Here is a 12,114-nt window from a genome sequence, read left to right as displayed (position 1 = left end):
ACCCCTCATAAAGCGGGCAGCGACGGACAACGGAATCATCCGGAGCGACTGGCTAGTTAATAAAACTCTCAAAAGGAGCATAAAAGTGACTGCGCTAAACTTGATTCCCGGCCAACTGACCCTTGCCCAGCTGCGGACTGTCTACCAGCAGCCGGTAAAAATCAGCCTCGACGACAGCGCTTCGGCGCAGATCGACGCCAGTGTGGCCTGTGTGGAACAGATCCTCGCTGAAAACCGCACTGCCTATGGCATCAACACCGGTTTCGGCCTGCTGGCCTCGACCCGCATCGCCAGCGAAGACCTGGAAAACCTCCAGCGTTCCCTGGTGCTGTCCCACGCTGCCGGCGTCGGCGAGCCGATCAGCGACGCGCTGGTGCGCCTGGTCATGGTGCTCAAGGTCAACAGCCTGAGCCGTGGTTTCTCCGGCATCCGTCGTCAGGTGATCGATGCGCTGATCGCCCTGATCAATGCCGAGGTTTACCCGCATATTCCGCTCAAAGGCTCGGTCGGTGCTTCCGGCGACCTCGCGCCACTGGCCCACATGTCGCTGGTGCTGCTGGGCGAAGGCAAGGCGCGCTACAAAGGTGAATGGCTGGACGCCGTGAGCGCCCTGAAACAAGCCGGTCTGCAACCGTTGACCCTGGCGGCCAAAGAAGGTCTGGCATTGCTTAACGGTACCCAGGTCTCCACCGCTTACGCTCTGCGCGGCCTGTTCGAAGGCGAAGACCTGTTCGCCGCGGCAGTGGCGTGTGGCGGCTTGACCGTTGAAGCGGTACTGGGTTCGCGCTCGCCGTTCGACGCGCGGATTCACGATGCTCGCGGTCAACGCGGCCAGATCGACGCCGCTGCGGCTTATCGTGATCTGCTGGGTGAGCGCAGCGAAGTCTCCGACTCCCACCAGAACTGCGAGAAGGTCCAGGACCCGTACTCCCTGCGCTGCCAGCCGCAAGTCATGGGCGCCTGCCTGACCCAGTTCCGTCAGGCGGCCGAAGTGCTGAGCATCGAAGCCAATGCCGTGTCGGATAACCCGCTGGTGTTCGCTGCTGAAGGCGACGTGATCTCCGGCGGTAACTTCCACGCCGAACCCGTCGCCATGGCCGCGGACAACATGGCATTGGCCATCGCTGAAATCGGCTCGCTGAGCGAACGCCGCATCTCGTTGATGATGGACAAGCATATGTCGCAATTGCCGCCGTTCCTGGTGGCCAACGGCGGGGTCAACTCCGGCTTCATGATCGCCCAGGTGACGGCTGCAGCCCTGGCCAGCGAAAACAAGGCGCTGTCGCATCCGCATTCGGTCGACAGTCTGCCAACTTCCGCCAACCAGGAAGACCACGTTTCCATGGCGCCTGCCGCCGGCAAGCGTCTCTGGGAAATGGCCGAAAACACCCGTGGTGTTCTCGCTGTGGAATGGCTCGCCGCCTGCCAGGGCCTGGATCTGCGCGACGGTTTGAAGACTTCGAGCAAACTTGAAGAAGCTCGCGCCATCCTGCGCAGCAAAGTGCCGTTCTACGAGAAGGACCGTTTCTTCGCGCCGGACATCAATGCTGCGAGCGAGTTGCTGGCCTCGCGTTGCCTGAATGAGCTGGTGCTGGCGAAGTTGCTGCCGAGTCTGTGACCTGCCCCCCTCTGTAGGAGCGAGCTCGCTCGCTCCTACAAAAAAAAGCGACTTTCTCAGGATAAAAACAATTAAGGACGAGAAATGCACCAGCAAGAAAAGGGTTTGAAACGCGGGCTGTCCGCCCGCCATATTCGCTTCATGGCGCTGGGGTCGGCGATCGGCACCGGGCTGTTTTACGGTTCTGCCTCGGCCATTCAAATGGCCGGTCCGGCCGTGCTGCTCGCCTACCTGATTGGTGGTGCGGCGGTGTTCATGGTCATGCGCGCCCTCGGTGAGATGGCCGTGCACAACCCGGTTGCCGGCTCCTTCGGTCAGTACGCCAGCACCTACCTGGGCCCGATGGCGGGTTTCATCCTCGGCTGGACCTATGCCTTCGAGATGATCATCGTCTGTCTGGCCGACGTCACTGCGTTCGGCATCTACATGGGGTTCTGGTTCCCCGAGGTCGCACGCTGGGTCTGGGTGCTGGGCATCGTGTTCCTGATCGGCGGGCTGAACCTGTGCAACGTCAAAGTCTTCGGTGAGATGGAGTTCTGGCTGTCGCTGCTGAAAGTCGCCGCCATCGTCGCGATGATCCTTGGCGGCTTCGGCATCATGTTGTTCGGCATCGGTTCGGCCAGCACCGAACAGGCTACCGGCCTGAGCAACCTCTGGGCCCATGGCGGCTTTATGCCTAACGGCATCGGTGGCTTGATCGCATCGTTGGCGGTGGTGATGTTCGCGTTCGGCGGTATCGAAATCATCGGCATCACCGCCGGTGAGGCCAAGGACCCGCAGCGGGTGATTCCACGGGCGATCAATGCTGTGCCACTGCGGATTCTACTGTTCTACGTGCTGACGCTGTTTGTACTGATGGCCATCTATCCGTGGCCGCAGATCGGCAGCCAAGGCAGCCCGTTCGTGCAGATTTTCGACAACCTGGGCATCAGCTCGGCGGCGACCATCCTCAACATTGTGGTGATCTCGGCAGCCGTCTCGGCGATCAACAGCGACATTTTCGGTGCCGGACGCATGATGTACGGCCTGGCGCAACAAGGTCAGGCGCCCAAAGGTTTTGCTCAACTGTCGAAACAAGGCGTGCCCTGGATGACCGTGGTGGTCATGGGCGCAGCCCTGCTGGGCGGCGTGCTGCTGAACTACCTGATCCCGGAAAACGTGTTCCTGGTGATCGCCTCGATTGCGACCTTCGCCACGGTCTGGGTCTGGTTGATGATTCTGCTCACCCAAGTGGCCATGCGTCGTTCGATGACTCGCGAACAGGTCGCTCAGCTGCAGTTCCCGGTTCCGTTCTGGCCTTATGCACCGGCGGCGGCGATTGTGTTCATGCTGTTTGTCTTCGGCGTATTGGGTTACTTCCCGGATACCCAGGCAGCGCTGGTGGTGGGTGCGGTGTGGATCGTACTGTTGGTGATTGCTTATAAACTGTGGGTCAAACCGGCGGCCGGACAGGCGGTCGAGGTCAACCACGACCCTTCTTTGTCCCATCGATAATCTAACGGAGGCCTCGGATGAAAACTCTCTGGCAACACTGCCACGTTGCAAGCATGGCGCAGGGTACTTACTCGATCATCGAGGATGCCGCCATCGTGACGTCAGGAGCGCACATAGAGTGGATCGGCCCGCGCAGTGAACTGCCGGCAGGCGAGTACCCCGAGGTCCACGACCTCGCCGGAGCCTGGGTCACCCCGGGCCTGATCGACTGCCACACCCACACGGTGTTCGGCGGCAACCGCAGCGGTGAGTTCGAGCAGCGCCTGCAAGGCGTGAGCTATGCCGAAATCGCCGCGGCCGGTGGTGGTATTGCCAGCACCGTGCGCGCGACCCGGGCTGCGACCGAAGACGAACTGTTCGCCAGCGCCGCGAAGCGCCTCAAGAGCCTGATGCGTGACGGCGTCACCAGCGTCGAGATCAAGTCCGGCTACGGCCTGGACCTGGCCAATGAGCGCAAAATGCTACGGGTCGCTCGCCGCCTCGGCGCCGAGCTGCCGGTCAGCGTGCGCAGCACCTGCCTGGCGGCTCACGCCTTGCCGCCGGAATATGCGGATCGCGCCGACGATTACATCGAGCATATCTGCGCCGAAATGCTCCCGGCGCTGGCCGCTGAAGGACTGGTGGATGCGGTGGACGCGTTTTGCGAATACCTGGCGTTTTCGCCCGCGCAGGTCGAGCGGGTGTTCATCGCCGCGCAGAACCTCGGTTTGCCGGTGAAATTGCACGCCGAACAGCTGTCATCCCTGCATGGATCGAGTCTGGCGGCGCGTTATCACGCGTTGTCAGCCGACCATCTGGAATTCATGACTGAGGACGACGCCATCGCCATGGCCAAGTCCGGTACCGTCGCGGTGTTGCTGCCGGGCGCGTTCTACTTCCTGCGCGAAACCCAGTTGCCGCCGATGGAGGCCTTGCGCAAACACGGGGTGAAAATCGCCATCGCCAGCGACCTTAACCCCGGCACCTCACCGGCCCTGTCGGTGCGGCTGATGCTGAACATGGCCTGCACCTGTTTCCGTATGACCCCGGAGGAGGCTTTGGCCGGGGCGACTATTCATGCAGCCACTGCGCTGGGCATGGACAAAACCCATGGCTCGCTGGAAGCCGGCAAGGTCGCCGACTTCGTCGCCTGGCAGATCGATCGCCCGGCTGACCTGGCATATTGGCTGGGCGGTGACCTGGAAAAACGCGTCGTGCGCCACGGCGCCGAAGTCATGATTTAGGAGAATGGCTGTGGATAAGGTTCTGAACTTCAAACAAGGCCGGGTGCCATTGCTGATCAGCATGCCTCATGCCGGTGTGCGTCTGACCCCTGCGGTACAAGCCGGTCTGATCCCCGAGGCACAAAGCCTGCCGGACACTGATTGGCATATCCCGCAGCTCTATGAGTTCGCTCAAGCGCTGGGTGCCAGCACCCTGGCAGCCGAGTACTCGCGGTTCGTCATCGACCTGAACCGGCCGTCCGACGACAAGCCTTTGTATGTGGGCGCAACCACCGGTTTGTATCCGGCAACGCTGTTCGATGGCGTGCCGTTGTTCCGCGAAGGGCTGGAGCCGTCCGTCGAGGAGCGCACTCGCTACCTTGAACAGGTCTGGACGCCGTATCACAGCACCTTGCAACAAGAACTGGCACGGTTGAAAGCCGAGTTCGGCTATGCGCTGCTGTTCGATGCGCACTCGATCCGCTCGGTGATCCCGCATCTGTTCGAAGGACAACTGCCGGACTTCAACCTCGGTACCTTCAATGGCGCCAGCTGCGATCCGCAGCTGGCTAATCAGTTGGAAGCCATCTGCGCTCGACACACGGACTACAGCCATGTGTTGAACGGTCGCTTCAAGGGCGGCCATATCACCCGGCATTACGGCAACCCGGCGGAAAACATCCATGCGGTGCAGCTTGAGTTGGGGCAACGCACTTACATGGAAGAGATCGAGCCATTCCGTTATCGCCCTGATCTGGCCACGCCGACTCAGGTGGTGCTCAAGGAGCTGTTGCAAGGGTTGCTGGATTGGGGGCAGAAGCACTATCAGAGGTGAGGGTGATCAGGCGCGCGATCCATAAAGGTTGGTGCGTCTGAGATCAGTTAACTGGCCGCTGCCCTGCTCTCCAGGAATCTGTCTATCCCTGCCTGCGCGCACAAGGTATCCAGTTCAGGGGTTGCGCCACTGACTCCAATGCTCCCCAAATGCTCGTTGTTCTTGTCGACGATCGGCAGGCCACCGCCAAGGAGCAAAAATTCTGGAATGGCGCTGTAGGGGTTGGCGGGCAGGCCGGCACTTCTGGTAGCCAGATCCATTGTCGATACCGGGAAGTTGGCTGAGGTCGAGGCCTTGAGTTGTGCAACCTGAATACTGCCGACGCTCGTACCGTCCATTCGGCTTAAGTACTTCAGATTTCCATGATTATCAAAAATACTGATGACGATTTTCAGACCTTTGCTGACGGCCATTTGTTCGGAAGCATCCGCGATGCGTTTGGCATCGCTCAGGGTGATCATGGTGGGTGTCTTTTGGATTTCAATGGGTGTACTGGGTAGCGGACTGAACGTGCTGTTGTTCATCGCATGGGTATTCAGGGAGAGCATCAATCCCAGCAAGGTGAGCGAGTATCTGATTATGGAGTCGTCCGTTTTTTGATTGTTCCAATGAGCATCGAGACAGCGATAGAGCCAAAATCCTATCGCGTCGGGTACAGCTTCTGGGACTAAGAGGCGTTATTGAGGCTCTGGTTTTATGTAACTCCTTGTGTTGAATTTCCCCCGATTTCTCCAAGAACATGCTCATTGCACAATTCGGGTTTATGATGCCCAACGGCAGATTAATAGAAGTCCCCCCAGGGATGACCTCGACCCCTTACGGAGCGCGCAATGCAGACTTTGTACCCGCAGATCAAACCCTACGCCCGGCACGATCTGGCCGTCGAAAAACCCCATGTACTGTATGTCGACGAAAGCGGTTCACCCGAAGGTTTGCCGGTGGTGTTCATCCACGGCGGGCCAGGGGCCGGGTGCGATGCGCAGAGTCGCTGTTATTTCGATCCGAATATGTACCGCATCGTCACCTTCGATCAGCGTGGCTGCGGTCGCTCGACGCCTCACGCCAGTCTGGAAAACAACACTACCTGGGATCTGATTGCCGACCTTGAGCGGATTCGTCTGCATCTGGGTATCGAAAAATGGGTGCTGTTTGGCGGTTCCTGGGGTTCGACCCTGGCGCTGGCTTATGCGCAGACCCACCCGGAGCGGGTCCACGGGCTGATCCTGCGAGGGGTCTTCCTCTGCCGTCCGCAGGAGATCGAGTGGTTTTATCAGGCCGGTGCCAGCCGTCTGTTTCCCGATTACTGGCAGGACTATGTAGCGCCAATCCCGCTGGATGAGCGCGATGATCTGCTCACGGCTTTCCACAAGCGCCTGACCGGCAACGACCAGATCGCCCAGATGCACGCCGCCAAGGCCTGGTCGACCTGGGAAGGCCGCACCGCGACCTTGCGGCCCAACCCGTTGGTCGTCGATCGTTTCTCCGAGCCGCAGCGCGCACTGTCGATTGCCCGGATCGAATGCCACTACTTCACCAATAATGCCTTCCTTGAGCCCAATCAGTTGATCCGCGACATGCAGAAGATCGCCCACCTGCCAGGGGTGATCGTCCATGGCCGCTACGATGTGATCTGCCCATTGGATAACGCCTGGGAACTGCATCAGGCTTGGCCGAACAGCGAATTGCAGGTGATTCGCGATGCCGGCCATGCAGCGTCCGAACCCGGGATCACTGATGCCTTGGTGCGCGCGGCGAGCAAAATGGCCCGACGCTTGCTCGACTTGCCACCCGAAGAAGCATGAAGGGCTTGCTACAGCGCGTACGTAGCGCGCGAGTCGAGGTGGCGGGGGAGATCGTTGGCGCAGTAGACCAGGGGTTGTTGGTGCTGGTGGCGGTCGAACCCGAGGATACTCGGGCCAGTGCCGACAAATTGCTGCATAAGCTGCTTAACTATCGGGTATTCAGTGATGTCGAAGGCAAGATGAACCTGTCTTTGGCGGACGTCGGTGGCGGTTTGCTACTGGTGTCGCAGTTCACCCTGGCCGCCGATACCAGGAACGGTTTGCGCCCGAGCTTTTCTACCGCTGCCCCTCCGGCATTGGGAGAAGAGCTTTTTGACTATCTATTAATAAGGGCGCGGCAGTTGCATGGCAATGTGGCATCAGGGATATTTGGCGCGGACATGCAGGTGCATTTGGTCAATGATGGCCCAGTGACCTTCCTGTTACAGACCTGAAAGCGCTTGAAACATCTTTTTAGGCCCTTTTGGGCCTGAAATCTGGCGTTTTCGCGATAAATACTTTGTTACCCCTGATGCGTTGTAACGCGGCCTACTAGATAATCGCGCGCTACGGGGATCAGCGTTCGTTGGTCCATTTTGACTTAGGTAGAGACTTGTCCGGAACCGTTTGGGGAATCATTTAGTCCCATCGGAGTCGGAACAATGCTCGCCAACCTGGCATATAGAAGCTGGCCGTTGGTTTTCTGATCTGTTTTCGGCGAGGGTTGCTCGTGATTGTTAGTCCCTGTATTACACCAAAATTGTCTGCCAAACGGTTACGAAACGCTCTAGCGACCGGCTCTGCACTGCTGTGTCTGCTCAGCGCCGGCCAGCTTTGGGCTTTCAATCTGAATGATGTGTCGGCCAAGGCAAAAGAGCTGGCCGCGCAAAAGTACGAAGCCCCGCGCAGTAACCTGCCGAACGAATTTCGGGAAATGAAGTTTGCCGATTATCAGAAAATTCGTTTCCGCACCGAAAAAGCCGAATGGGCCGATCAGAAAACCCCGTTCAAGCTGTCGTTCTATCACCAGGGCATGCATTTCGACACGCCGGTGAAGATCAACGAAATCACCGCGACCACCGTTCAAGAGATCAAGTACGACCCAAGTCGTTTCGATTTTGGCGATGTCAAAGTCGATCCGAAGGCTACCGAACAGCTGGGTTATGCCGGTTTCCGGGTGCTGTACCCGGTCAATAAGGCTGACAAGCAAGACGAGATCATGACCATGCTCGGCGCGAGTTACTTCCGCGTTGTCGGCAAAGGCCACATCTATGGTTTGTCCGCTCGTGGCCTGGCGATCGACACCGCGCTGCCGTCCGGTGAAGAATTCCCGCGCTTCACTGAATTCTGGATTCAGCAACCCAAGTCGGGCGACAAGCACCTGGTGATCTTTGCCTTGCTGGATTCGCCGCGTTCGACCGGTGCCTACCGGCTGACCCTGCGTCCGGGCAGCGACACCATCGTCGACGTCAAGGCGCAGGTTTACCTGCGTGACAAGGTCAACAAGCTCGGCATCGCCCCGTTGACCAGCATGTTCCTGTTTGGCGCGAATCAGCCATCGAAGGTGCTCAATTATCGTCGTGAACTGCACGATTCAGACGGTCTGTCGATTCATGCCGGCAATGGCGAATGGATCTGGCGTCCGCTGAATAACCCGAAACACCTGGCCGTGAGCAATTTCTCGGTCGAGAACCCGCGTGGTTTCGGTCTGCTGCAACGTGGTCGTGACTTCAGCAACTACGAAGACCTCGACGACCGGTACGACAAGCGTCCAAGCGCCTGGATCGAACCGAAGGGCGACTGGGGCAAAGGCTCCGTCGATCTGGTCGAGATTCCGACCGCCGACGAAACCAACGATAATATCGTAGCTTTCTGGAGCCCGGAAAAGCTCCCTGAGCCAGGCCAGCCGCTGGACTTCGCTTACCGTATGCACTGGACCATGGACGAAGCTGCGCTGCATCCGGTCGACAGCGCCTGGGTCCAGCAGACCCTGCGCTCTACCGGTGACGTGAAGCAGTCCAACCTGATCCGTCAGCCGGACGGCAGTGTCGCGTATCTGGTGGACTTCCAGGGTCCGTCCCTCAAGGATCTGCCGCAGGACGCGGAAGTTCGCAGCCAGGTCAGCGTTGGCGACAATGCCGAACTGGTGGAAAACAGCGTTCGCTACAATCCTGAGACCCAAGGCTGGCGCCTGACGCTGCGCATGAAGATCAAGGATGCGAACAAGCCGACCGAGATGCGTGCCGCGCTGGTCCATAACATCGAGGCTTCGGAGCCTGCCAAGGTTGCTCCTGTGACCAGCTCTTCAATTGCCAAGGCCGACAAAATCGCCGCCAAGCAGCAAGAGAAGCAAGCGGCTCAAGCGGCTCAAGCAGTGCAAGAGCAGAAAGATCAGAAAGACCAGAAAGACCAGAAAGACCAGAAAGACCAGCAACAGAAACAAGAGCAGAAAAAACAGGACGAACAGAAAGAACCAGACGCCAAGCAGCCTGCAGCTGCCGAAGCGGCCCCAGTCACCCCGGAATCGGTAAAAACTGAAAAAGTATTGACCGAGACCTGGAGCTACCAGTTGCCTGCCGATGAGTGATTCCCAAGTACAGCCAGAGACTCTCGCCGAGTATCTGGCGCATCTGCCGATGAGCGATGCGCAACGCGCCGAACTGGCGGGTTGCAAGTCGTTCAGCGAGTTGCATGAACGCCTGTCGTCTTCGACGTTCGACGCGCCTGTCGAGGCTGCACAAGCCTCGGTAGGCCGCCGCCTGACCTTGAACTCCGCGCAAGAGCTGGAGGAGGCCGAGATGTTGGCGGTCGACGCCGAAGGCCGGGTCTGCCTCAAGGCGACCCCGCCGATTCGTCGGACCAAGGTCGTGCCGGAGCCGTGGCGCACCAATATCCTGGTGCGCGGCTGGCGTCGCCTGACCGGGCGCACTAACCCTCCGGCACCGCCGCGCGATGAGCGTGTGCTGCCGGCCGCCCGCTGGCGCACGGTCGGTTCGATCCGTCGTTACATTTTGCTGGTGCTGATGCTCGGCCAGACCATCGTTGCCGGCTGGTACATGAAAGGCATCATGCCGTACCAGGGCTGGTCGTTTGTCGACCTGAACGAAGTGCTGCATCAATCGTTGAGTCAAACCGCTGTGCAAGTGCTGCCGTATGCGCTGCAAACCAGCATCCTGATATTGTTCGGGATTCTGTTCTGCTGGGTATCGGCGGGCTTCTGGACCGCACTGATGGGCTTCCTCGAGTTGCTCACCGGGCATGACAAATATCGCATTTCCGGTAAAAGTGCTGGCAACGAGCCGATCGCCAAGGATGCGCGCACCGCGCTGGTGATGCCGATCTGCAACGAAGACGTACCGCGGGTATTCGCCGGTTTGCGAGCGACGTTCGAGTCGGTTGCGGCGACCGGTAACCTGGATCGCTTCGACTTCTTCGTTCTCAGCGACAGTAACGACGCTGACATTTGTGTTGCCGAGCAGCAGGCCTGGCTGGACGTTTGCCGTGAGGCCAAGGCCTTCGGCAAGATCTTCTATCGCCGTCGTCGCCGTCGGGTCAAACGCAAAAGCGGCAACCTCGACGACTTCTGCCGTCGTTGGGGCGGTGATTACAAGTACATGGTGGTGCTCGACGCCGACAGCGTGATGAGTGGTGAATGCCTGAGTAGTCTGGTGCGCTTGATGGAAGCCACGCCGGACGCCGGGATCATTCAGACCGCACCACGCGCTTCGGGCATGGACACGCTGTATGCACGCATGCAGCAGTTCGCCACTCGCGTGTACGGTCCATTGTTTACCGCGGGCTTGCACTTCTGGCAGTTGGGTGAATCCCACTATTGGGGTCACAACGCGATCATTCGCATGAAGCCGTTCATAGAGCATTGCGCCCTGGCGCCATTGCCCGGTAAAGGCGCGTTCGCCGGTACGATCCTCTCCCACGACTTCGTCGAAGCTGCGCTGATGCGCCGTGCCGGCTGGGGCGTGTGGATTGCCTACGACTTGCCCGGCAGCTATGAAGAACTGCCGCCGAACCTGCTCGACGAACTCAAGCGTGACCGCCGCTGGTGTCACGGCAACCTGATGAACTTCCGGCTGTTCCTGGTCAAGGGCATGCACCCGGTGCACCGCGCGGTGTTCCTGACCGGTGTGATGTCCTACTTGTCGGCGCCGTTGTGGTTCTTCTTCCTGGTGCTGTCGACTGCGCTGCTGGCGGTCAACACGCTGATGGAGCCGCAGTACTTCCTTGAGCCCCGGCAGCTCTATCCGCTGTGGCCGCAATGGCATCCGGACAAGGCCATTGCGCTGTTCTCGACCACCATCGTGCTGCTGTTCCTGCCGAAGTTGTTGAGCATCATCCTGATCTGGGCCAAGGGCGCGAAAGAGTTCGGTGGCAAGTTCAAGGTGACCCTGTCGATGTTGCTGGAGATGCTGTTCTCCATGCTGCTGGCGCCAGTGCGGATGGTTTTCCATACCCGTTTCGTGCTCGCCGCGTTCCTCGGCTGGGCCGCGACCTGGAACTCCCCGCAACGTGACGACGATTCCACTCCGTGGAGCGAAGCGGTGCGTCGCCATGGTCCGCAAACCTTGCTGGGCTTCTTCTGGGCCTTGCTGGTGATCTGGCTCAACCCAAGCTTCCTCTGGTGGCTGGTACCGATCGTCGGCTCGCTGATGCTGTCGATCCCGGTCTCGGTGATTTCCAGCCGTGTCGGTCTGGGTCTCAAGTCCCGTGACGAAAGCCTGTTCCTGATTCCTGAGGAGTACGCGCCGCCACAGGAATTGCTGGCGACCGATCAGTACACCCACGAAAACCGTTGGCACGCGCTCAAGGAAGGGTTCATTCGAGCAGTGGTCGATCCGCAGCAGAACGCCCTGGCATGTGCCTTGGCCACGTCCCGTCACCGCGGGGCCGAGCCGATCGAATGGCTGCGTATCGAGCGAGTGCGTCACGCGCTGAAAGTCGGCCCTGCCGGGCTCAGCAACGACGAACGTGTGGCTCTGCTGAGTGATCCGGTAGCTCTGGGGCGCTTGCATGAGCAGGTCTGGAACGAAGATCACGCCGAATGGCTGAGTGCCTGGCGCCAGTCGATCGAAGCTGATCCCCATGCGCCGCTGCTGCCGCTCCAGCCGATATCGGCTGAAGCACAGCCAGCCTGATGAAGCGCCCTGCTCCTGGCTAGGGAGCGGGGCG

At 59.6% G+C, this 12,114-nt stretch carries 9 protein-coding genes; 8 read left to right on the top strand and 1 reads right to left on the bottom strand.

What is annotated here, in order from left to right; genetic code table 11:
- Positions 1-85: 85 nt before the first annotated feature.
- From hutH to hutG, 4 genes are all read left to right on the top strand, one after another.
- Positions 86-1,618 (top strand): histidine ammonia-lyase, encoded by a 1,533-nt coding sequence (gene hutH / locus F8N85_RS03490; RefSeq protein WP_150802286.1) that lies wholly within the window; start codon positions 86-88, stop codon positions 1,616-1,618.
- 84 nt (positions 1,619-1,702) lie between these two features.
- On the top strand, positions 1,703-3,112 hold the full coding sequence (locus tag F8N85_RS03485) for an amino acid permease (protein ID WP_150802285.1): 1,410 nt from the start codon (positions 1,703-1,705) through the stop codon (positions 3,110-3,112).
- Positions 3,113-3,129: 17 nt separating this feature from the next.
- The gene (gene hutI / locus F8N85_RS03480; protein ID WP_150802284.1) at positions 3,130-4,335 is read left to right on the top strand and encodes an imidazolonepropionase; all 1,206 of its coding nucleotides are present in this window, start codon (positions 3,130-3,132) and stop codon (positions 4,333-4,335) included.
- Positions 4,336-4,345: 10 nt separating this feature from the next.
- Positions 4,346-5,149, top strand: coding sequence for an N-formylglutamate deformylase (gene hutG, locus F8N85_RS03475; RefSeq protein WP_150802283.1), 804 nt, complete (start codon positions 4,346-4,348; stop codon positions 5,147-5,149).
- Between the two features lie 47 nt (positions 5,150-5,196).
- Here the strand turns inward: hutG and F8N85_RS03470 are convergent, their stop codons facing one another.
- Positions 5,197-5,610 (bottom strand): GlcG/HbpS family heme-binding protein, encoded by a 414-nt coding sequence (locus F8N85_RS03470; protein WP_224795621.1) that lies wholly within the window; start codon positions 5,608-5,610, stop codon positions 5,197-5,199.
- Between the two features lie 369 nt (positions 5,611-5,979).
- Here F8N85_RS03470 and pip point away from each other — a divergent pair, with 369 nt between their 5' ends.
- From pip to mdoH, 4 genes are all read left to right on the top strand, one after another.
- Entirely contained in the window at positions 5,980-6,951 is a 972-nt protein-coding gene (pip, locus tag F8N85_RS03465) for a prolyl aminopeptidase (protein WP_150802281.1), read from the top strand.
- On the top strand, positions 6,948-7,385 hold the full coding sequence (gene dtd / locus F8N85_RS03460; RefSeq protein WP_150802280.1) for a D-aminoacyl-tRNA deacylase: 438 nt from the start codon (positions 6,948-6,950) through the stop codon (positions 7,383-7,385). The genes pip and dtd overlap by 4 nt, the downstream gene beginning before the upstream one ends.
- A 275-nt stretch (positions 7,386-7,660) precedes the next feature.
- Positions 7,661-9,517 (top strand): glucan biosynthesis protein G, encoded by a 1,857-nt coding sequence (locus F8N85_RS03455; protein ID WP_150802279.1) that lies wholly within the window; start codon positions 7,661-7,663, stop codon positions 9,515-9,517.
- Positions 9,510-12,080 carry a glucans biosynthesis glucosyltransferase MdoH gene (gene mdoH / locus F8N85_RS03450; RefSeq protein ID WP_150802278.1) on the top strand — a complete coding sequence of 857 codons (2,571 nt, stop codon included), beginning with the start codon at positions 9,510-9,512 and terminating at the stop codon, positions 12,078-12,080. The genes F8N85_RS03455 and mdoH overlap by 8 nt, the downstream gene beginning before the upstream one ends.
- Positions 12,081-12,114: the final 34 nt, after the last annotated feature.

This window comes from Pseudomonas fluorescens (assembly GCF_902497875.1).
Lineage (GTDB): Bacteria > Pseudomonadota > Gammaproteobacteria > Pseudomonadales > Pseudomonadaceae > Aquipseudomonas > Aquipseudomonas fluorescens_BR.
This window is presented reverse-complemented; position numbering and strand designations above follow the sequence as displayed.

Excerpts from the sequence above, each read along its gene's own strand:
- dtd (WP_150802280.1), top strand. The coding sequence starts at position 6,948 with ATGAAGGGCTTGCTACAGCGCGTACGTAGCGCGCGAGTCGAGGTGGCG.
- pip (WP_150802281.1), top strand. The coding sequence starts at position 5,980 with ATGCAGACTTTGTACCCGCAGATCAAACCCTACGCCCGGCACGATCTG.
- hutI (WP_150802284.1), top strand. The coding sequence starts at position 3,130 with ATGAAAACTCTCTGGCAACACTGCCACGTTGCAAGCATGGCGCAGGGT.
- F8N85_RS03470 (WP_224795621.1), bottom strand. The coding sequence starts at position 5,610 with ATGATCACCCTGAGCGATGCCAAACGCATCGCGGATGCTTCCGAACAA.
- F8N85_RS03485 (WP_150802285.1), top strand. The coding sequence starts at position 1,703 with ATGCACCAGCAAGAAAAGGGTTTGAAACGCGGGCTGTCCGCCCGCCAT.
- mdoH (WP_150802278.1), top strand. The coding sequence starts at position 9,510 with ATGAGTGATTCCCAAGTACAGCCAGAGACTCTCGCCGAGTATCTGGCG.